This window comes from Streptomyces sp. NBC_00459, assembly GCF_036013955.1.
Classification (GTDB): Bacteria; Actinomycetota; Actinomycetes; order Streptomycetales; family Streptomycetaceae; genus Streptomyces.
Genome location: NZ_CP107903.1, coordinates 9,361,099 through 9,381,402, shown reverse-complemented (window position 1 = coordinate 9,381,402; position 20,304 = coordinate 9,361,099). Strand labels below are relative to the sequence as shown.

At 69.2% G+C, this 20,304-nt stretch carries 17 protein-coding genes; 10 read left to right on the top strand and 7 right to left on the bottom strand.

Annotation, left to right across the window (positions count from 1 at the left end):
* Positions 1-22: 22 nt before the first annotated feature.
* The 5 genes from OHN74_RS41145 to OHN74_RS41125 all read left to right on the top strand — a co-directional run bounded on the left by OHN74_RS41145 (position 23) and on the right by OHN74_RS41125 (position 6,973).
* Positions 23-1,069 carry a LacI family DNA-binding transcriptional regulator gene (locus OHN74_RS41145; RefSeq protein WP_443060521.1) on the top strand — a complete coding sequence of 349 codons (1,047 nt, stop codon included), beginning with the start codon at positions 23-25 and terminating at the stop codon, positions 1,067-1,069.
* Between the two features lie 127 nt (positions 1,070-1,196).
* The gene (locus tag OHN74_RS41140; protein WP_327699664.1) at positions 1,197-2,531 is read left to right on the top strand and encodes an ABC transporter substrate-binding protein; all 1,335 of its coding nucleotides are present in this window, start codon (positions 1,197-1,199) and stop codon (positions 2,529-2,531) included.
* A gap of 49 nt (positions 2,532-2,580) precedes the next feature.
* Positions 2,581-3,510: a carbohydrate ABC transporter permease gene (locus OHN74_RS41135; protein WP_327699663.1), complete on the top strand. Its 930-nt coding sequence runs from the start codon at positions 2,581-2,583 to the stop codon at positions 3,508-3,510.
* Between the two features lie 17 nt (positions 3,511-3,527).
* Complete coding sequence (locus tag OHN74_RS41130) at positions 3,528-4,397, top strand: carbohydrate ABC transporter permease (protein WP_327700447.1); 870 nt, start codon at positions 3,528-3,530, stop codon at positions 4,395-4,397.
* A 107-nt stretch (positions 4,398-4,504) separates the two neighbouring features.
* Complete coding sequence (locus tag OHN74_RS41125) at positions 4,505-6,973, top strand: CBM35 domain-containing protein (protein WP_327699662.1); 2,469 nt, start codon at positions 4,505-4,507, stop codon at positions 6,971-6,973.
* 246 nt (positions 6,974-7,219) lie between these two features.
* Here the strand turns inward: OHN74_RS41125 and OHN74_RS41120 are convergent, their stop codons facing one another.
* The 3 genes from OHN74_RS41120 to OHN74_RS41110 all read right to left on the bottom strand — a co-directional run bounded on the left by OHN74_RS41120 (position 7,220) and on the right by OHN74_RS41110 (position 11,316).
* Complete coding sequence (locus OHN74_RS41120; protein WP_327699661.1) at positions 7,220-7,513, bottom strand: putative quinol monooxygenase; 294 nt, start codon at positions 7,511-7,513, stop codon at positions 7,220-7,222.
* 54 nt (positions 7,514-7,567) lie between these two features.
* Positions 7,568-10,126: a GH32 C-terminal domain-containing protein gene (locus OHN74_RS41115; RefSeq protein WP_327699660.1), complete on the bottom strand. Its 2,559-nt coding sequence runs from the start codon at positions 10,124-10,126 to the stop codon at positions 7,568-7,570.
* 224 nt (positions 10,127-10,350) lie between these two features.
* On the bottom strand, positions 10,351-11,316 hold the full coding sequence (locus OHN74_RS41110) for a carbohydrate kinase family protein (RefSeq protein WP_327699659.1): 966 nt from the start codon (positions 11,314-11,316) through the stop codon (positions 10,351-10,353).
* A 274-nt stretch (positions 11,317-11,590) separates the two neighbouring features.
* On the opposite strand from OHN74_RS41110, the gene OHN74_RS41105 reads away from it, so the two are divergent.
* From OHN74_RS41105 to OHN74_RS41090, 4 genes are all read left to right on the top strand, one after another.
* A complete protein-coding gene (locus tag OHN74_RS41105) occupies positions 11,591-12,607 on the top strand; it encodes a sugar ABC transporter substrate-binding protein (RefSeq protein WP_327699658.1) in 1,017 nt (338 codons plus the stop codon).
* A gap of 236 nt (positions 12,608-12,843) precedes the next feature.
* Entirely contained in the window at positions 12,844-13,839 is a 996-nt protein-coding gene (locus OHN74_RS41100; RefSeq protein ID WP_327699657.1) for an ABC transporter permease, read from the top strand.
* Complete coding sequence (locus OHN74_RS41095) at positions 13,836-14,672, top strand: ATP-binding cassette domain-containing protein (protein ID WP_327699656.1); 837 nt, start codon at positions 13,836-13,838, stop codon at positions 14,670-14,672. Before OHN74_RS41100 ends, OHN74_RS41095 begins: the two co-directional genes overlap by 4 nt.
* Positions 14,673-14,748: 76 nt before the next feature.
* Complete coding sequence (locus OHN74_RS41090) at positions 14,749-15,792, top strand: LacI family DNA-binding transcriptional regulator (protein WP_327699655.1); 1,044 nt, start codon at positions 14,749-14,751, stop codon at positions 15,790-15,792.
* 51 nt (positions 15,793-15,843) lie between these two features.
* On the opposite strand, the gene OHN74_RS41085 is transcribed toward OHN74_RS41090, so the two are convergent.
* From OHN74_RS41085 to OHN74_RS41070, 4 genes are all read right to left on the bottom strand, one after another.
* Positions 15,844-16,485, bottom strand: a complete 642-nt coding sequence (locus tag OHN74_RS41085; protein ID WP_327700446.1) for a DNA alkylation repair protein — start codon at positions 16,483-16,485, stop codon at positions 15,844-15,846.
* A 92-nt stretch (positions 16,486-16,577) separates the two neighbouring features.
* Positions 16,578-17,303, bottom strand: coding sequence for a 3-oxoacid CoA-transferase subunit B (locus OHN74_RS41080; RefSeq protein ID WP_327699654.1), 726 nt, complete (start codon positions 17,301-17,303; stop codon positions 16,578-16,580).
* Positions 17,300-17,995, bottom strand: coding sequence for a 3-oxoacid CoA-transferase subunit A (locus tag OHN74_RS41075; RefSeq protein ID WP_327699653.1), 696 nt, complete (start codon positions 17,993-17,995; stop codon positions 17,300-17,302). Before OHN74_RS41075 ends, OHN74_RS41080 begins: the two co-directional genes overlap by 4 nt.
* On the bottom strand, positions 17,992-19,197 hold the full coding sequence (locus OHN74_RS41070) for a thiolase family protein (RefSeq protein ID WP_327699652.1): 1,206 nt from the start codon (positions 19,195-19,197) through the stop codon (positions 17,992-17,994). Before OHN74_RS41070 ends, OHN74_RS41075 begins: the two co-directional genes overlap by 4 nt.
* A gap of 71 nt (positions 19,198-19,268) precedes the next feature.
* Between OHN74_RS41070 and OHN74_RS41065 the strand changes: the two genes are divergently transcribed.
* On the top strand, positions 19,269-20,150 hold the full coding sequence (locus tag OHN74_RS41065) for a LysR family transcriptional regulator (RefSeq protein ID WP_327699651.1): 882 nt from the start codon (positions 19,269-19,271) through the stop codon (positions 20,148-20,150).
* The last annotated feature ends 154 nt before the right edge of the window (positions 20,151-20,304 follow it).

Here is a 20,304-nt window from a genome sequence, read left to right as displayed (position 1 = left end):
TGTGACCGGTCACAATCCTGGCATGAATGTGACCGGTCACACAAGACGCTCAGTGAGCATCCGGGATGTCGCCACCGCGGCCGGAGTCTCCTACCAGACCGTCTCCCGGGTGATCAACGACCACCCCAGCGTCAAGCCGTCGACCCGCGACAGGGTGCTCGCCGCCATCGACGAACTGGGGTTCCGGCGCAACTCCACCGCGCTGGCCCTCGCCAGCGGGCGCACCCGTGCCGTGACCGTGCTCACCTCCAACACCACGCACTACGGCTACGCCTCGATCCTCCAGGGCATCGAGGAGGCCGCCCGCGCCGCCTCGTACAGCGTCGGGGTCGGCGTCCTCGAATCGACCGACGGGCCCGACGAGGCCGCCATCGCCGCCCAGGTCCAGCGGGCGGCGGACGCGGGCGGCGGTCTGATCGTGATCGCATACGATCCGGCCGGTGTCCGGGCCCTGGGTGCCGTACCCGCCGACCTGCCGGTCGTCGGCGTGGTCGAGACACCCGCCAGTCCGCCCGGTGACGACCGTCCCTGGGTCTGGGCCGACGACCGCGAGGCCGCCTACGAGGCGACCCGCCATCTGCTCTCCCTCGGCCACGAAACCGTGCACTACGTCGCCATCCCGTCCAGCACCCGGCGCACCAGCGCCCGAACGACCGGCTGGCAGCAGGCACTCCGGGAGGCGGGAGCGCCCGAACCTCGTCCCCTACAGGGGAGTTGGGGCCCGGCGGGCGGTCATGCGGCAGGCCTGAAGCTCGCGAAGGACGCCGATGTCACCGCGATCCTCTGCGGCAACGACGACCTCGCCCTCGGTGTGATCCGCGCCCTCCACGAGGCGGGGCGGTCGGTTCCCGGCGAAGTGAGCGTGGCCGGGTTCGACGACGCCCCGCACTCCGCCTATCTCACCCCGTCGCTGACGACCGTACGCCTGGACTTCACCGGCCTCGGCCGGTCCGCGTTCGCCCTGCTGCACGGCGTGCTGGAGGAGTCCGCGCAGATCGCCCCGCACCCCGTCTCCGTACCGGAACTGGTCGTGCGGGAGAGCTCGGGGCCACCGCCGGCACACGGATGACCCCGTTCCCGCTCCGCCCGCGCTCCTCCCCCATTTTCTCCGCCCCCGCTTGCTACGCCCCGCACCTCCTCAGCCCGACCGCCTCACGATCCGCCGCCCGTCCGAGCCCGTTCGCGAAAGGCACGTCATGACGAGAAGAGCCCTCCCCGCGCTGGCGTTCATATGCGCCGCCGCCCTGTCCGTCACCGCCTGCAGTGACCCCACAGCCGGTGACTCCGGTTCGTCCGCCGACTCGGGCGCCAAGCAGACGAAGGTCGACCCGACCGCCCGCCTGGACGGCGTGAAGCTGACCATGTGGACCGCGCAGAACACACTCAACGCGCCCAAGCAGGTCATCGACGCCTTCGAGAAGGCCACCGGGGCCGAGGTCGAGACACAGGCGATCCCCGACCTGTACGAGCAGAACGTGCCGACCAAACTCGCCTCGGGCGACAGGCCGGACCTGATGTTCTGGCAGCCGTCCATCTCCACGCTGCCCTTCATCCAGCCGAAGCAGAACCTCCTCACCCTCGACGGGGAGGAGTGGGTGTCCAAGCTGGGCGACACCGAGAAGTCGCTCGGCGTGATCGACGGCAAGCGGTACGCGGCGATCGTCACCAGCCCCGCGATGCTCGGCGTCTACTACAACAAGGACGTCTTCAAGAAGGCCGGACTGAGCGAGGCCGACTTCCCCAAGTCGTACGACCAGTTGCTGGCCCTCGGCAAGACGGTCACCGACAAGACCGACGCGGCCGGCTTCTACGAGGCCGGCGGCGACAAGTGGCCGCTGCAGTGGCAGATGCAGGTCCAGCTCACCGACCTCGACAAGCAGTGGTGGGCCGACCTCAACCAGAACAAGGTGAAGTGGACCGACCCGGTCGTCGTCGGCGCCATCAAGAAGTACAAGGAGAAGCTGCTCGACGCCGGGCTCGCGCAGAAGAACTACAAGACCGGCACGTTCACCGGGCAGGCCGACTCCCTCTGGAAGGGCGAGTCGGGCATGGTCCTCAACGTCACCTCGTTCCAGAGCCAGTTGCAGGCCAAGTACTCCACTGCCGAGATCGACAAGAGGATCGGCTGGTTCCCGGTCGCCAACTCCTCGGCCACCGGCCTGTACTCCCCCGACCAGACCAACGGCGTCGTCGCCTTCAAGACCGGTGACGAGAAGCGGCAGAACGCCTCCCGGCAGTTCCTGGCCTTCTGGCTCGGTCCGGACTACGCCGACTACATCAAGACGATGAAGATCCCGTCCGTGGAGCCGTCCGTGCCGACCCCCGCCGGCCTCCCCGAGGCGTCGATGGCGCAGTTCAAGGCCCTGCCCACGGCCATCGGTGTCTTCCAGGCCAAGGCGATCGTCGCGCCCGACACCCACCTGTACCTCGCCGACATGCTCTACGGCAAGAAGAGCCCGCAGCAGGTCGCGCAGGCGATCGAGGACCAGTTCGCGCAGGTGGCCAAGGCCCAGGGCGCGCCCGGCTTCTAGTCGACCTCCGTACCGGCCTCCGGACCGACCGACTGGCAAGGATCTCCCGATGGCGGACACGGCCATACGCACGCGCACGCAGAAACCGGCGCCCGCCAAGGGCCGGGGAGGAAAGGTGGGACGGCTGCCCCGCGCCGCCGTCCATCACCCCTGGTGGTTCGCCCTCCCCGCGATCGTCGTCTTCGCGGCCTTCTTCCTGGTGCCGAACCTGCTCAACTTCTACTACCCGTTCACCAACTGGTCCTCGTACCACCCGGACATCGCCTTCACCGGCCTCGACAACTTCACGACCATCGCCCACGACGGCTCACTGCTGCGGGCGATCCGCACGACCCTGCTCTACGCCCTGCTCGCGGCCGTCTTCCAGAACGGATTCGGGCTCGGTCTGGCACTGCTGCTGGAGGCGGACAGCCGGTTCAACCGGTTCTTCCGAGCCGTCTTCTTCCTGCCCGTGCTGATCTCCGCGCTCGCCACCGGCTACATCTTCCAGTCGCTGTTCAACCAGGACGGCGCCGTCAACGGCCTGCTCGGTACGGACATCCCGTGGCTCGGCTCGACGAGCTGGACGCTGGTCCTGGTCACCGTCATCCACGGCTGGAAGTGGATGGGCCTGTCCATGCTGATCTATCTCGCCGGTCTCAAGGGCATCCCCGGCGAGATGCTGGAGGCCGCGAAGTGCGACGGCGCCGGGCCGTGGCGGACCTTCTGGTCGGTCCGCTGGCCGATGCTGGCGCCCGCCCTCACCTTCAACGTCACCACGGCACTGATCGGCTCGATGAACACCTTCGACATCGTGCAGGCCACGACCGGCGGCGGGCCCGCGGGCTCCACGGAGGTCTTCAACATCTACATGTTCCGGATCTTCGGACAGGGCCTGTACGCCCAGGCCTCCGCGATGAGCCTCGTCCTCTTCCTGGTCGTGGTCGCCGTCGCGATCCCCCTCGTCATCGGACTGCGCCGAAGGGAGCAACTGCTGTGAGCACCGCTGTGAATCCCGTGTCCGCCGCGAATCCCTCGTCCGCCGTACGTCGCGCATCCGCCGTCAACCCCGCCTGGCGCTACGGCCGTCCGGCGCTCGTCCTGCTGCTCGCCGGGCTCGCCGTCGGCGTACCGCTGTGGCTGGTCGCCGTCACCTCCGCCAAGCCGCAGGCCGAGGCGATCACCCCGAACCTCGACCTGCCACGGCACTGGCAGCCGGGCGGCAACTACGAAGAGGCCGTCAGCCAGGGCGAGATGCTGCACGGCTTCCTCAACTCCCTGCTCGTCGTGGTGCCTTCGGTCGCCCTGGTGTTGATCCTGGGGGCCGGCGCCGCCTGGGTCTTCGCGCGCCGCAAGTCGAAGCTGGTCTCGGCGGCGTACGCGATCTGCATCAGCGGGCTGCTGCTGCCGCCCGCCGTCATCACCATCGTCATGGAGCTGCGGCAGCTGGGCCTCGCGGGCACCCGGCCCGGGATGATCGCCGTCTACACCGGGATGTACCTGTCCACGTCGATCTTCTTCATGACCGGCTTCATCCGGGCCATCCCCGTGGAGCTGGAGGAGGCCGCGCGGATGGACGGCGCGTCGCCGCTGCGGATCTTCCGGCAGATCATTCTGCCGCTGCTCAGGCCGGTCATCGCCACCGCGACGATCATGGTGATGCTCTACGCCTGGAGCGACATCTTCTACGCCTTCTTCGTCCTCGGCGGCGGAGAGAAGGCGACCCTGCCGCTCAACCTCTACAAGGTCGCCAGCGCCCAGCTGTACCTCAACAACTGGCATCTCGTCTTCGCGTACGTCGTGGTGATGAGCCTGCCCATGGTCGCCATCTTCCTGGTGGCCCAGCGAAAGATCGTGTCCGGAATCACCAGTGGAGCCGTCAAATGACCTTCAGGTCCCTCAGCGTGAGCACCCCCAACCCCACGCGAGCCCGCACGAAATCCCGTTCCCGTTCCGCAACCGTCCTTGCCACAGCCGTACTTGGAGCAGCCGCCATGGCAGGCACCCTCCCCACCGCGGGGCCCGCGGCAGCGGCCGACCCGCAGCGCGTCACCGTCGACCTCGCCGCGTCCGAGGGACCGGTGACGCTCGGCGCCAACGGCACCCTGTACGGGCTCAGCGACGACGGCGTGCCCAGCGACGCCATGCTGGCGCCCTTGAAGATCACCAGCATCTCGCAGAAGCCGGAGGGCGGCGCCCAGCATCCCAACGGGGACGCGCTCGCCGTCTCCAAGTCGTTCTTCCGCAACGGCGGCGGCGAGATCAACGTGATGATGCAGGACATCTACGCGAAGTGGCCGTACGAGGATCTCGGCATCGAGGACTACCTCCCCAAGGTCGACAAGATCGTCAAGGAGGTGGCGGCCGACCCGAACAGCGAGCGCTTCGTCTACATCCCCTTCAACGAGCCCGACCAGATCTGGTACAACCTCGGCACCTCCAACCAGGCGCAGTACGAGGTCAACCGCGACCGGTTCTTCAAGGACTGGAAGACGGTGTACGAGCGCATCCGCGCGATCGACCCGACCGCCAGGATCGCCGGGCCGAACGAATCCGGCTACCACACGCGCCTGCTGACCGACTTCCTCGCCTTCGCCAAGCGGGAGAACGTCCTGCCCCAGGTCATGACCTGGCACGAGCTGGACTCCAGCTCGCTGAAGAACTTCCAGGGGAACTACGACAACTACCGCTCCATCGAGCGCGGTCTCGGCATCGCACCCCTGAAGATCAACATCGATGAGTACGCGAACCGCCGCGACCTGTCCGTTCCGGGCCAACTCGCCCAGTGGGTCGCGATGTTCGAGCGGAACAAGGTGTACGCGAACCAGGCCTACTGGGACGCGGCCGGCAACCTCGACGGCAATGTCGTCCGCAGCAACATCCCCAACGGCGGCTGGTGGTTCTTCCGTTGGTACGCGGGACTGACGGGCGACACGGTCAAGGTGACTCCGCCGCAGGCCAACACCGTCGACACCCTTCAGGGTCTGGCCTCGTACGACAAGAAGCGCCGCCAGGCGCAGGTGCTGCTCGGCGGCGCGGCCGGTGACGCCGACGTCGTCGTACAGAACGTCTCCCGGTCCGCCTTCGGCCGTACGGTCACGGCGACCGTCGCCGAGGCCGCCTGGTCCGGCTACGAGGGTCAGCACGCGGCACCCCGTGTCCTCGCCCGGACGAAGGTGAAGGTCGCGGCCGACGGCACGGTGAGCGTTCCGCTGCGGGGCCTGCACAAGATGTCCGCGTACCGGATCGTCCTCACCCCCGGCGGTACCGGCACCCCGGCCGCCGCGTCCGTCCCCTGGTCTGCGTCGTACGAGGCCGAGGACGCGGCCATCACCGACGGCAGGGTCTACACGCAGGGCACGGTCAGCAACGCCAACGGCTACGCGGCTTCCGGGACGAAGGACGTCGGCTCGCTGAACCAGGCCACCAGCAAGGTCGACTTCACGGTCGACGTGCCCGAGGCCGGCAGCTACGACCTGGCGATCCTCTACGGCAACCAGTCCGGGACGCCCGCCACCCAGAAGCTCTCGGTCGACGGCAAGGACCCGGTCACGGTCTCCTATCCCTCCACCGAGAACTGGACCTACCGCGCCAAGAAGGACGTCACGGTCGATCTCCCGGCCGGCCAGCACGTCCTGACGCTGGCCAAGGGCGACACCGAGGTCACCCTCGACCGCATCGACCTGACCGCCCGTACCTCCGCCGTGCCTTCGGCGTCGTACGAGGCCACGCTCGCCGACATCAGCGGCCGGCCGTCCTTCGACTACTCCTCGTCCACCGGGGTCGGCACCGGCGCCCTCGTCCTGCGCTCCGGTGACAAGGCGGTCTTCGACGCCTACGCGCCGCGCGACGGCTACTACTCGGTGGTGCCGCGCGCGTCGGCGCCGGTGCGGCTGGAGCTGCACGGCCAGAAGGTGACGGCGGTACCGGGCAAGGCCCTGCGGCTGTATCTGGTGGCGGGCAACAACCGCATCGCGCTGACGGCCAAGGCCGCCTCCGTCCGCTCCCTCGACGTCTCGGGTGCCGGCTCGACGTCCGGTGTCCTCTCCTACGAGGGCGCCTCGGCCACCCTCGCGGGCGGCGCCAAGCTCGTCGACTCGGTGTACGCCTCAGCCGGTTCCTACATCGGCTGGCTCGGCAACAGTGCCGCCAGCACCGCCGAGTTCACGGTGCACGCGCCCAAGTCGGGCCGCTACATGCTGGTCGTCACCTACGCGCACAACGAGCGGCGCGACAACGGCCACTCCTACAACACGGACATCATGTCCCGTACAGCGGACCTCACGGTGGGGACGGCCGCGCCTCGGACGGTCACCTTCAAGAACACCTGGGGCTGGGACGACTACTGGACGGTGGGCGTCCCCGTCGACCTGAAGGCGGGCTCCAACAAGGTGACGTTCGGGAACGCGAGCGCGTGGGCCCCGAACATCGACCGGATCGAACTGGGCCGGGTCCTCGGCTGATCGACCCGTTCCGACACAGTGCCGGGCCGGATCTCGACGGAGATCCGGCCCGGCGCCACGAGCAGCGACACCGGGTCGCAGCCGGCTGTCCACGGCGCAGCGCCGGCGCCCGGATTCCTGCGAGCACACCGATCAGCCCCATGAACGGATATGGCGATCATCCCCCGGTACGGACCGGATCGAGTTGACGAGCCGACCAGCAGGTGCCAACTGCCGTCGGGCCGCCCGGCGTAGGGCCCCGCAGCGTCAGACGAGCGGGGTCAGGAACGTCAGCACGGAGGCGTCCTCTTCGATCAGGGGAACGAGGGCGGCATTGAATGGGCCGCCGTACGGGGCGTTCAGATGCGCCTGGAAGGCGTCCTCGTCCCGGTACACCTCGAAGATCCAGAAGGCGCGTGGAGCGGTTGCCTTGGTGTAGACGTCGAAGGCGATGTTGCCTTCTTCCTCGCGCACCTTCAGGGCGTAGTCCCCGATCATGCGGGCGACCTGGTCCTGCGCTCCCTCGCGGGCTGTGAACTCGGCGAGCAGGGTCTTCTTCATGGTCTCGTGTCCTTGTCGGCTCGATGTATCAGATGTGCGCTGCGGTCCTGGTCGTCACTTGTGGGCGGAGCCGAGCTGCCAGACGACGGCCTTGTCCAGCCGCACCGAACCGTTCTCGGCGAAGACCTGCACTCCCTGACTCGCGGGGTCGGGGAAGATCTGGTCGGTGATCACCGCTTCGCCACTGCCGCCGAAGACCTCGACGGAGGACCAGTCGACGAGGATCCGCAGTTTGACCTTGCCGTTCTTGGGCTTCAGGGGTGCGGTCTGGACGCCGGGGAAGGTGCTGTTGAAGTCGACGGCGCCGGAGTGGGTGCGGTCGACGTACAGCTCCTGGGTCGTGGTGTCGTAGCCGATGACGGTCTCCTCGCCGTTCGTACCGGTGCGGACCTTGAGGCCGAAGCGGTCGGCGTCCTTGAGGGAGAAGGTCGCCTCGATGTCGAGCGCCCTGCCCCGGGCCGCGGGGCCGATCAGGGCCGTGGAGGTGTTCTTGACGGTGACACCGGCTGCGGATGCCGGTTGTTTCTGCCGCAGGGACGTCACGCTGCTCACGGGCTCGCTGGTCAGCCGGATGCCGCCGTCGACCGTACGCAGGGCCATCTCCCGGGGGATGCTCTGCGCGCCGCGCCAGGGGGACGTGGGGATCGCGCCGCTGTAGTCCCAGTTGTTCATCCAGCCGATCATGTAGCGCTTGCCGTCCGGGGCGTCCTCCCAGGACACCGCCGCGTAGTAGTCCTTGCCGTAGTCGGCCCAGTCGGCACGCTGTACGACGGACTTGGCGGGCTTGTCGGCGGCGGTGAACCGGTCGGCCATGACGTGGCCCCAGCCGGCGGTGTTCATGTCGACGATCTGGATCTGCGCCTGCTTGCCGACGTAGGGCCGCAGGTCGAAGGAGGCCCAGTCCAGGGTCTCGCTGTTGGAGCCGGTGGCACTGCGGACGACCTTGCCGTCGACGAGCAGGTTGACGGACGTCTCCTGGGAGACGGGCTGGGCCTGCGTGTCCGAGAGCATGATGTGGTCGACGTTGAGGTGGCCCCAGCCGCCGCTGTTGTCATCGACGATCTTGATCTGGGCCTTCTTCCCGGCGAGGTCCTTGACGTCCCAGGAGGCCCAGTTGAGCGCCTCACCGTCCCGTCCGGTGGTGCTGCGGACCACCTGGCCGTCGACGAGGAGCTCGACCGCGGTCGGGTTGCCGGAGCCGACGGGGTGATTGCCGCCGCCGACCAGGAAGTTGACGTAGTCCTTGTCGATGGTGAACTCGGGGGACGTGAGGGTGCCGGTGGTGGAGTCGCCGTTCAGGAAGGTGTTGACCAGGCCGCTCCCCAGGAAGCCGGAGACCTCCTGCTGATTGGGGAGGGTGCCGGGGGCCGACGCGGTGCCGAAGGCGTCCCCGGTGGTCGTCCAGTCGCCGTACGTGCCGCCCTCGAAGTCGGCGAGGACCGTGCCCTCGGGCGGAGTTCTGTCCATCACGGTCCCGGCCTCGTGCGGGTGCCGACCGCCACCGACCTTGAAGTTCAGGTACCTGCTGTCGACGGTGAAGGCGGGCGAGGTCAGGGTGCCGGTGGCGCCGTCACCGCCGTGGAAGCTGTTGGCGAGACCCTTGCCGTCGAAGCCGGTGACCGCGCCCTGACCGTCCACCGCCCCGGTTGCCGGCGCGGTGCCGTACGCGGTGCCCGTGGTCGTCCACGAACCGAAGTCGGTGCCCTCGAAGTCCTGCACCACCGTGCCGGTGGGCGGGGTGTAGGTGCCCTTGTCGTCGGCGGTGAACTTCTTGCCGTCGAAGTCACCGACGAAGTACTGGGCGGCCGAACCGCCCGCGATTCCACCGGGGTTGATGTTGACGACCAGGACCCACTTGATGTTGTTCTTGTTCCCGTCGACCGCGAGGGGGAACAGGTCGGGGCACTCCCACACCCCGCCCGTCGCACCGGCCGGCCCGAACTCGCTCTGCAGCTCCCAGTCCTTGAGGTTCTTCGACGAGTAGAACCGCACCTTGTGCTCGGCGGACATCGACACCGTCATCAGCCAGCTCTTCGTCGGCGCGTACCACTGGACCTTGGGATCACGGAAGTTGTCGGAGCCGATGTCGATGACGGGATTGCCCTGGTACTTGGTCCAGGTCCGGCCCCGGTCGGTGCTGTAGGCGAGCGACTGGGCCTGCTTGCCGCCGTTCTTGTAGGCGCTGGTGTAGACCGCCACCATGGCCGGGTTCTTCTTCGTGCCGAACCCGGTGGTGTTGTCCCGGTCGACGACCGCGCTGCCGGAGAACACCATCTCCTCGTCGTCGTGGGACAGGGCGAGCGGCAACTGCGTCCAGTGCACGAGATCCTTGCTCACCGCGTGCCCCCAGGACATGTCGCCCCAGGAGTTGCCGTTGGGGTTGTACTGGTAGAAGAGGTGGTACTCGCCCTGGAAGTACACGAGCCCGTTGGGGTCGTTCATCCAGTTCTTCTCCGGAGTGAAGTGGAACTGGGGCCGGTAGGTCTCGGAGTACGGCGGAGTGCCGGCAGCGACAGCCGAAGGAGCCGGCGGCGCTGCGGACAGGGCGCAGACGGTCGCCACCGCAGCCATCATCCGTATGCGGGCATGCCGGGATACACGTCCAGAGCTCATGGTGTCTCCTGTGCTGTGGTCGTCCACCGGGCAGAGCCTGCGGCTTTCCTGCGTGGACCGGCCGAAGAGTGACGCCCTGGCCGGCGTCATCGTCCATGCCGCCGACCAGGCATGTCAACGTTGACTTGTGTCATCGATGACATCGAGTGGCCCGATGATGGGCGAAATCCGACCGGCGCGTCAACGGTACGAGCAGGATTGCCCGGCGCGGGCCGCACGAACCGTCAGACACCACCGGCGGCCGTGAGCTGCTCCAACTGGCTGCGCCACGGCGGGTTCGGGCCCGCGACCGAGCAGGTCAGGGCCGCGACCCGGGCGCCGAACCGGCAGGCCTCGGCGACCTCGTGGAGCCCGAGCCCGGACAGTCGGCCACCGAGGAGTCCGGCGGCACCGAGGTGGTGCAGCAGGCCGGCGGTGAAGGAGTCCCCCGCGCCGACGGTGTCGACGACCCGCGTGGCCACCGCGGGCACCCGCAACCGTTCGCCGTCGAGTGAGGCCAGCGCGCCGCCGGAGCCGAGCGTGACCACGACGAGCCGTACCCCTGCGGCATGCCAGCTGTCGCATGCCTCCTCGGGCGCGGTGCCCGGCAGGAGGAGTTCCAGGTCGTCCTCGCTCAGCCGCAGAATGTCGGCGAGAGCACACCAGTGCGTCAGCCGGGCACGGTAGACGTCGGGGCGCACCAACAGCGGCCTGACGTTGGGATCGATGCTGATGGTGGCCCGCTCGGCCGCTGCCGCCAGGAACTCCTCCACCACCGCTCCGCCGGGTTCACGGACCAGCGCCAGCGATCCGGTGTGCACACAGGCCGTTCCGGAGAGATCCACCCCGGCCAGTTCCGCCGGGGTCCACTGCCAGTCGGCCGTGTTCTGCGCGTGGAACGAGAACGCGGCCTGCCCGGTGGCGTCCAGTTCCGCCACGGCCAGCGTGCTGGGCTCGGCGGCTGCGACGGCGTACGACAGGTCTACGCCGGACGCCTCCAGGTGGGCGCGGAACAGGCGGCCGAACACATCGCCGGACAGCCGGGCGAGGAAGCGGGACGGTGTTCCGAGGCGGGCCAGGGCCACCGCCGTATTCGCGGGTCCGCCGCCGGGCAGCACCCGCAGAGCGAGTTCGTTCGAGGCGCTTGCCGCCGGTTCGGTGAAGGCGTCCGCGACGCACTCTCCCAGCACGGTGATCTGACGCGGGCTCATGGGCTGCTCTCTCTCGAAAGGGCTCGGACGGGCTCGGAAGGCCCGGAAGGCCCGGGCAGTCGGGCGGCGGCCACACAGCCGCTGACCGGCTGCGCGGCAACGATCGTCGGGGCGTTGCCGATTTGTGACGAGCGGAAGGCATTGACGTTGCCGGGATCCGGAGTCCATCATCCTGGCCAGGCAGTGTCAACGATGACATAAGTCAACGATGACACCCCGGGCAGCATGCTCCGATCCCAGCCCTGTGCTGCCCGCTATCCCTCAGGAGTCGATCATGTCTCGCACCACTCGCCTGTCCTCGTCCCTCCTCAGAGCCGCCGCGGTCACGGGCGTCGCGGCACTCACCCTGACGGCCTGCGGGTCCGGCTCCGGATCGGGCTCGTCGAGTTCCGGTTCGGGCGAGGTCAAGGTCGGTCTGATCACCAAGACCGACACCAACCCGTTCTTCGTGAAGATGAAGGAGGGCGCGGAGAAGGCCGCCAAGGAGAACGGCGCCCAACTGTCCACCGCTGCAGGGAAGTTCGATGGGGACAACGCCGGGCAGGTCACCGCGATCGAGAACATGGTCGCTGCCGGGGTGAAGGGCATTCTGATCACTCCGAGCGACTCCAAGGCGATCGTGCCGGCGATCGAGAAGGCCCGCGCCAAGGGCGTTCTGGTGATCGCGCTGGACACCCCGACCGAGCCGGAGAGCGCGGTCGACGCCCTCTTCGCCACCGACAACCTCAAGGCCGGTGAGCTGATCGGCGAGTACGCCAAGGCCGCGATGAAGGGCAAGACGGCGAAGATAGCCGCGCTCGACCTCGCGCCGGGCGTCTCCGTCGGTGTTCAGCGGCACGACGGTTTCCTCAAGGGCTTCGGCGCCACCGAGAAGGACGTCGCGTGCGCCCAGGACACCGGCGGCGACCAGGCCAAGGGCCAGACGGCGATGGAGAACTGTCTCCAGAAGGAGCCCGACATCAATGTCGTCTACACCATCAACGAACCGGCGGCCCTGGGCGCGTACACGGCGCTGAAGGCCAAGGGCCGGGAGAAGGACGTCCTGATCGTCTCCGTCGACGGAGGCTGCACCGGCACCCAGGCGGTCAAGGACGGCAAGATCGCCGCGACTTCGCAGCAGTACCCGCTGAAGATGGCCGCGGAGGGCGTCAAGGCAGTCGTGTCGTTCGCCAAGGACGGCAAGAAGGCGTCCGGTTACACCGACACCGGCGTCACGCTGATCACCGACAAGGCCCAGGACGGTGTCGCGTCCAAGGACACCGCCTACGGCCTGGAGAACTGCTGGGGCTGAGCAGCCCGAGGACCGTACGACACCGCCCCTCCCCTCAGCGGGGCGGTCGTCCCACCTCCCCGGCCAGGGACGGCCGTCCCCCTTGTCCCGGGCGGCGAGGCCGAACGCTCCGCGGAACATGCGGTCGTCTGCCGCAGGCCGGGCCGGTGGGGCCCGGCCGCGCACCCGGCTCCTTCAGAACCGCTCAGTGCCGTCGCCCGCCGACAAGGACATCTGTCTTCCGACAAGGACTTCGCATGACAGCCACGACCACGCCGTACTCGGAGCTCAAAGCGCCGACCACGGCCCGCAGACTGCTCACGGCGCCGACCACCGGACCCCTGGCCGCCCTCCTTCTGGCCTGCGCCTTCTTCTCCTTCTCGACCGACCAGTTCCTGACCGGCGGGAACTTCTCGCTGATCGTGCAGCAGGTCATGGTCGTGGGCACCCTCGCCATCGGGCAGACCCTGATCATCCTCACCGCGGGCATCGACCTGTCGTGCGGCGCCGTGATGGCGTTCGGCAGCATCGTGATCGCCAAGATGGCCGCCGAGGGCTCCCTGCCCCCGCTCCTCGCCATCGGTCTGGGCCTCGCCGTCTGCGGCGGGTTCGGGCTGCTCAACGGGCTGCTGGTGCAGAAGATCCCGCTGCCGCCGTTCATCGTCACCCTCGGCATGCTCAATGTGGCGTTCGCGCTGACCCACATCTACTCCGAGGAGCAGACGGTCACCAACCTGCCCGGCCCGCTCACCGCCCTCGGCGAGACGTTCCCGCTGGGCCACACGGACATCACCTACGGCTCCCTCGTCACCATCGGCCTGTTCCTCCTGCTCGCCTACTCGCTGAGCAACACCGGCTGGGGGCGGCACGTCTACGCCCTGGGCAACAGCGCCGAGGCCGCCCGGCTCAACGGCATCCGCACCTCGCGCCTCACCATCGGCATCTACACCGTGGCCGGCCTGCTGTACGGCATCGCCGCCCTGCTTCTCATCTCCCGCACCGGAGTCGGCGATCCGCAGGCCGGGCAGACCGACAACCTCGACAGCATCACCGCCGTGGTCCTCGGCGGCACCAGCCTCTTCGGCGGACGCGGCTCGGTCCTGGGCACCTTCATCGGAGTCCTCATCGTGGGCGTCTTCCGCAACGGCCTGCAGCTGATGGGCGTCGCGTCCATCTACCAGACCCTGATCACCGGAGTCCTGGTGATCCTCGCGGTGACCGTCGACCAGCTCTCCCGGAAGAAGGCCCGATGACCGCCATCTCCTCCCCCGCACCCGTGCTGCAGGCCCGCGGCCTGTTCAAGCGGTACGGCCAGGTCACCGCCATCGACGGCGCCGACTTCGACCTGCTCCCCGGCGAGGTCCTCGCGGTCATCGGCGACAACGGCGCCGGCAAGACCAGCCTCATCAAGGCGCTCACCGGCGCGATCGTCCCGGACGCGGGCGAGATACGCCTCAACGGCGAACCCATCACCTTCTCCGGGCCCCAGAGCGCACGCGCCCACGGCATCGAGACGGTGTATCAGGACCTCGCCGTGGCCGCCTCGATGGACATCGCCTCGAACGTGTTCCTCGGGCGGGAGCTGCGCCGCCCCGGCGTCCTGGGCAGTGTCTTCCGGATGCTCGACAAGAAGCGCATGCGCCAGGAGGCGGCCGAGCACATGGCCGACCTGAAGATCGGCCTGCGTTCGCTGACGCAGTCGGTGGAGACGCTCTCCGGTGGACAGCGGCAGGCCGTCGCGGTCGCCCGTTCCGTCGCCTGGGCGAGCAGCGTCGTCGTCATGGACGAACCCACCGCCGCCCTCGGCGTCAAGGAGTCCGGCCAGGTTCTCGACCTGATCCGCCGGGTCCGGGACAAGGGCATGCCGGTCGTTCTGATCAGCCACAACATGCCGCACGTCTTCGAGATCGCCGACCGGATCCACGTCCACCGCCTCGGCCGGCGCGCCGCCGTGATCAAGCCCTCCGACTACTCCATGGCCGAGGTCGTCGCCATCATGACCGGCGCACTCACGGTCGACGAGGCCGGAGATACTGTCGTAGCGGATTCGGAGGCCGCCAAGGCCGCCGGAGTCCAGGCCACCTGACAGCTCAACACCGCTCTCGCAGTTTCCGGCCGAGGCCGCGGCCGGAACCGAGAGCCCTCAGGAGACGGTTTCCTCCATGGCAGCGAACCGCCGCCCCACCCTGGCCGACGTCGCCCGCGAAGTCGGTGTAAGCGCGAAGACGGTCTCCCGAGTCCTCAACGAGGACGGACCCGCCTCCGCGCAGACCAGGGAACAGGTACTGGCCGCAGTGGCCAAGCTCGGCTTCCAGCCGAACCTCATGGCCCGCAACATCCGCGTCGGCGGCCCGGACACCACGATCGGCCTGGTCATTCCCGACCTCGCCAACCCCTTCTTCGGAGCCGTCGCCCGCGCCATCGAGGACACCGTCCGCGAACGCGGACTGACCCTGCTCATGGGCTCCTCCGCGGACGCCCCCGATCGCGAACGCGCCCTGACGGACAAGTTCCTGGCCCGCCGCGTCAGCATCCTGATCGTCGTGCCGTCCGTCGGCGCCGACCACTCCCACCTCAAGTCCCACCGTACGGCCGGACTGCCGGTGATCTTCCTCGACCGGCCCGGAGTCGGTCTCGCCACGGACAGCATCGTCAGCTCCAACCGTGCCGGAGCCCACGCCGGCGTGGCCCATCTCGTCGCCCACGGACACCGGCGCATAGGCTTCGTCGGCGACCTCCCGCTGAGGCTGCACACCCGCCGTGAACGTCTGGCCGGCTACCGCTCGGCGCTCGACGAAGCCGACATCCCCTACGACCGCTCACTCGTGACCAACGCCCACGACCAGCAGGGCGCCGAAACCGCGACCGCCCGGCTCCTCGGCCTCGCCGATCCCCCCACCGCCCTGTTCGCCGGCAACAACATCATGGCGCTGGGCACGGTCGCCGAACTGGCCCGCAGCAAGCGCAAGGACGTCGCCGTCGTCGCCTTCGACGACGTGGCGCTCGCCGAGGCGCTCGAACCGGCTCTGACCGTCGTCGCCCAGGACGCGGAGGAAATCGGCAGGGCGGCGGCGACCACCGCTCTGAACAGGCTCGACGGCGACCGCACCCGCGCCCGAACCGTCACCGTCCCCACCCGCCTCATCGTCCGAGGCTCGGGCGAACTCCCCGTCCCCGCCCTGCGGGAAGTGCTCACCGGGAGTTGAGGCCGACGGCACAACGGTGGCGCTCCCGGCGCGGAGCGCCACCGGACCCTCCTACTCGGACCGTCGGCGCACCATCTCGGTGATCCAGATCGGCGCGAACGGAGAGGTGCAGCCCGGGGACGTCGGATAGTCCTTGAGCACCTCAAGGCGCTCACCGACGGCGATCGCGCGGTCGCGGTGCCCTGCGTGCTCGATCCCGATCTGGGCCAGGCAGTGGTTCATCGCCCACTGCAGCCGATCCGGGGCGTCCTTCATCTCCGCCTCGATGACGTCCAGCAGCCCTGACAGATCGAGGCCCTCGGGCTTCTTCGCCACGCGTTCGGTGGTCAGCGCCCAGCCGGCACTCGCGACCACGGGATCCGGATCGGCGTACCAGGCCAGGCGCAGCTCTTCGGCGTGCGGATTCTTCTTCACCACGTAGTTCACGAGCCAGTCGTGCACCTTGGGCGCGCGCGTCTGGCGCACCATGGCGTCCAGCTCGTCACGCCCGAACGCCTTCGGGCGGCAGATCAGGAGCGCCAGCAGTCTCGCCGCGGTGTCGTCCGTCGCCCAGAGTCGGCACGCCAGTTCCTGTTGTGTCTTCAGCCGCTTCGCGAGCGCACGCAGTTTTCCGAGGTTCACACCGTGGTCGTCACCGTGTCTCTCGTTCACCGCACGTGCCTTCGGGTCCTCGAGTGCGGCCAGCTCGGCCATCACCTCGGCCAACGCCGTCTCGGCCACCTCAGCCTCCTGTCCGTCCTGTGCGCGGACCAGCCTACGGGCAGCGAAAGCGACATCAGGGACAGTCAGGGCGGAGTTGCGGGACCCGCCCCGGGTTCGGCCGTCCGGCGCGCCGGCCGCTGCGCGGACGGCGACAGCGTGATGCCGAGTCGCTCCGCCAGTTCGTGGGCGCCGACGCCGTACGTCTCCCTGATCCGTACGCCGTCGGGGCCGACGTCGAAGACGCCGTGGTCGGTGTAGACGCGGCTGACGCAGCCGATGCCGGTGAGCGGGTAGGTGCACCGCGGCACGAGCTTCGGCTCACCGGAGCGGGTGAAGAGCGTCATCATCACGTAGACGTCCTTGGCGCCGATGGCGAGGTCCATGGCGCCGCCGACGGCGGGGATGTCGTCGGGCCTGCCGGTGGTCCAGTTGGCGAGGTCGCCGTCGAAGGCGACCTGGTACGCCCCGAGGACGCAGACGTCGAGGTGCCCGCCGCGCATCATGGCGAAGGAGTCGGCGTGGTGGAAGTACGCCGCCCCCGGCAGCTCGGTCACCGGGACCTTGCCGGCGTTGGTCAGGTCGGGGTCGACCGCGTCGCCCTCGGCCTTCGGACCCATGTGGAGCATGCCGTTCTCGGTGTGCAGCACCACCCCGGAGTCGGCCGGCAGATGGTCGGCGATCCTGGTGGGCTGTCCGATACCGAGGTTGACGAAGGCACCGGCCGGGATGTCGCGTGCGATGACGGCGGCCAGCTCGTCCATCGAGAGTTGGTGGTCGGCGCGCACCTGATCGCCCGGCGTGATGGTCATCGTGCCCCCTGCACGGTGTAGTGGCGGGCCTCGACCTGGACGATCCGGTCGACGTAGATGGACGGGGTGACGACGGCCTCGGGGTCGAGCTTTCCGGGCTCGACGACCTCGTCGACCTGGACGATGGTCGTCGTCGCGGCCGTGGCCATGACCGGTCCGAAGTTGCGGGCGGTCTTGCGGTAGACGAGGTTGCCCAGCGTGTCCGCGACGTGCGCGCCGATCAGCGCGTAGTCGCCCTTGATGGGGTACTCCAGCAGGTACTTCCGGCCGTCGATCTCCCGCTCCTCCTTGCCCTCGGCCAGCGGTGTGCCGACCGCGGTCGGGCAGTAGAACGCACCGATGCCGGCACCGGCCGCGCGCATCCGCTCGGCGAGGTTGCCCTGCGGCACCACCTCCAGTTCGATCCTTCCCTCGCGGTAGAGGCCGTCGAACACCCAGGAGTCGGACTGGCGCGGAAAGGAACAGAGCACCTTGCGCACCCGGCCGGCGGCCAGCAGGGCGGCCAGCCCGACCTCGCCGTTGCCCGCGTTGTTGGACACGATCGTGAGGTCCTTCGCCCCCTGCCGGATGAGCGCGTCGATCAGGTCGAACGGCATCCCGGCCAGGCCGAAGCCGCCCACCAGGACGGTGGCCCCGTCCTCGATACCGGCGACCGCCGCGTCGGCGCTCTCGAGGATCTCCGCCCGGCTCACCGGCCCTCCTCCGTGACGCCGCAGTTCTCCAGTACGACGGCCAGTCCCTGACCGACCCCGATGCAGATCGCGGCGACGCCGTAGCGCTGCTTCGTCACGCGCAGCACCTTGGCCAGCGTGGCGAGGACACGACCGCCCGAGGCGCCCAGCGGGTGCCCGATCGCGATGGCGCCACCCTTCTGGTTGACGATGGCGGGGTCGATCTTCCACGCGTCGACGCAGGCGAGCGACTGCACGGCGAAGGCCTCGTTGAGCTCGACCGCGCCCACCTGGTCCCAGCCGATCCCGGCCCGGGCCAGCGCACGGTTGGCGGCCTCGACCGGGGCGTATCCGAAGGCCTGCGGCTCCAGCGCCAGCACCCCTCGGCCGGCGATACGGGCGATGGGGTCGGCCCCGATCGTGGCCGCGGCCTTCTCACTGCCCAGCAGCACCGCGGAGGCACCGTCGTTGAGCGGACTGGCGTTGCCCGCGGTGATGGTGCCGCCCTGCTCCGGCGTACGGAAGACCGGCTTGAGCTCGGCCAGCACCTCCGGTGTGGATCCGGCCCGGATGCCCTCGTCGCGGGTCAGGTCGACGCCTTCGACCGGGACCACAAGACCGTCGTAGAAGCCCGACTCCCAAGCCAGGTCGGCAAGTTGGTGGGAGCGGGCGGCGAACTCGTCCTGCCGCTCACGGGAGATGCCGAAGCGCTCCCTGAGCTGCTCGTTGGCCTCGCCGAGGCTGACCGTCCACTCCTTCGGCATCCGCGGGTTGACCAGCCGCCAGCCGAGCGTGGTCGAGACCGCGGTGACATCGCCGACCGGGAACGGTTTCGCCGACTTGGGCAGCACCCACGGCGCACGTGTCATGGACTCCACGCCGCCGGTCAGCACCACCTCGGCGTCGCCGGACTCGATCGTCCGGCTGGCCGTCATCGCCGCGTCGAGGCTCGAACCGCACAGCCGGTTGACCGTGGTGCCGGGCACGCTCACCGGAAGCCCGGCGAGCAGCGCGGCCATGCGGCCGACGTTGCGGTTGTCCTCGCCGGAGCCGTTGGCGTTGCCCCACACCACGTCGTCGATCGCGGCGCGGTCGAGGCCCGGCACGTCGGCGAGCGTGGAGGTGATCGCGGCGGCGGCGAGGTCGTCGGGGCGGACACCGGCCAACGCGCCGTTGAAGCGGCCGAACGGCGTCCTCGTCGCGGCGTACAGATAAGCGCTCATGACAGCGAGGCTAGTCCCGGACCGCGATATTCTGAAGTACACATATCCGAGCTGATTGATATGGGTGACATATGGATCTGCGTCATCTTCGGTACTTCGTGGCGGTGGCCGAGGAGCTCCACTTCGGGCGCGCCGCCGAGCGGCTCCACATGGCCCAGCCGCCGCTCTCCCAGCAGATCCGCCAGCTCGAGACCGAGCTCGGCGTGGAGTTGCTCCATCGCACCACACGCCGTGTCGACCTGACCGATGCCGGCCGGGCCTACCTCGAACGGGCACGCGCGATCCTCGCCGGCGTCGAAGAGGCCGCCCACCACGCCCGGCTCGTCGCCGCCGGTTCGGTGGGCCACCTCTCGATCGGGTGCGTGGGCTCGGCGACGTACAGCCTCCTGCCGGCGCTCTCGCGCAGGCTCGCGGAGGAGCTTCCCGGCGTGGAGTTCTCCTTCCGCGGCGAGATGCTCGCGCCCGACCAGGTCGAGGCGCTGCGCACCGGCGCGATCGACGTCGCGCTGCTGCGGCCTGTGGCGGCCGACCTCTCCCTCACCGTGCACACGCTGCGCCGGGACCGGCTCGTGGTCGCCGTCCCGGTGGGCCATCGCCTCGCCCGTCGCAAGCGGTTGCGGGCAGCGGACCTGGCCGGCACGGACCTGATCGTGCACTCCGCCGACCGCCGGTCGGTGATGTACGACGTCGTGCTGGGCCTCCTGCTCGATGCCGGGGTCGAGCCGCGGATCCGCCACGAGGTCGGCGAGACCTCGACGCTGGTCACGCTCGTCGCGGGCGGCCTCGGTGTCGCGGTCGTGCCCGAGCCCGTGACCGCACTGGCCCTCGACGGCGTCACCTACCTGCCGCTGGCCGGGGCGGACGCCCGCATCGAACTGGCCGTCGCCCACCGCGCGGACCGCGCCGAACCGCATCTGGCGCGCACCGTGGGGATCATCCGGGCGATGTTCTGAAGCTTGGCCCGTGGTGTGTGTGCCGGAAGGCGCGAGGCCACGGGCCCGCGCCGAACGGGCGTCCAGGAAGACGATCCGCGGCCGTCCGCGACCGGAGCCGTGGAGAGTCGATCCCTCGTACGGCGACGACAGGTCCAGGCAACGATCATCGTGA

Coding starts and splice junctions, on each gene's coding strand:
- OHN74_RS41095 (WP_327699656.1), top strand. CDS start 13,836: ATGACCGCCATCTCCTCCCCCGCACCCGTGCTGCAGGCCCGCGGCCTG.
- OHN74_RS41135 (WP_327699663.1), top strand. CDS start 2,581: ATGGCGGACACGGCCATACGCACGCGCACGCAGAAACCGGCGCCCGCC.
- OHN74_RS41145 (WP_443060521.1), top strand. CDS start 23: ATGAATGTGACCGGTCACACAAGACGCTCAGTGAGCATCCGGGATGTC.
- OHN74_RS41115 (WP_327699660.1), bottom strand. CDS start 10,126: ATGAGCTCTGGACGTGTATCCCGGCATGCCCGCATACGGATGATGGCT.
- OHN74_RS41125 (WP_327699662.1), top strand. CDS start 4,505: ATGGCAGGCACCCTCCCCACCGCGGGGCCCGCGGCAGCGGCCGACCCG.
- OHN74_RS41065 (WP_327699651.1), top strand. CDS start 19,269: ATGGATCTGCGTCATCTTCGGTACTTCGTGGCGGTGGCCGAGGAGCTC.
- OHN74_RS41120 (WP_327699661.1), bottom strand. CDS start 7,513: ATGAAGAAGACCCTGCTCGCCGAGTTCACAGCCCGCGAGGGAGCGCAG.
- OHN74_RS41110 (WP_327699659.1), bottom strand. CDS start 11,316: ATGAGCCCGCGTCAGATCACCGTGCTGGGAGAGTGCGTCGCGGACGCC.
- OHN74_RS41090 (WP_327699655.1), top strand. CDS start 14,749: ATGGCAGCGAACCGCCGCCCCACCCTGGCCGACGTCGCCCGCGAAGTC.
- OHN74_RS41105 (WP_327699658.1), top strand. CDS start 11,591: ATGTCTCGCACCACTCGCCTGTCCTCGTCCCTCCTCAGAGCCGCCGCG.
- OHN74_RS41100 (WP_327699657.1), top strand. CDS start 12,844: ATGACAGCCACGACCACGCCGTACTCGGAGCTCAAAGCGCCGACCACG.
- OHN74_RS41070 (WP_327699652.1), bottom strand. CDS start 19,197: ATGAGCGCTTATCTGTACGCCGCGACGAGGACGCCGTTCGGCCGCTTC.
- OHN74_RS41080 (WP_327699654.1), bottom strand. CDS start 17,303: ATGACCATCACGCCGGGCGATCAGGTGCGCGCCGACCACCAACTCTCG.
- OHN74_RS41085 (WP_327700446.1), bottom strand. CDS start 16,485: ATGGCCGAGCTGGCCGCACTCGAGGACCCGAAGGCACGTGCGGTGAAC.
- OHN74_RS41140 (WP_327699664.1), top strand. CDS start 1,197: ATGACGAGAAGAGCCCTCCCCGCGCTGGCGTTCATATGCGCCGCCGCC.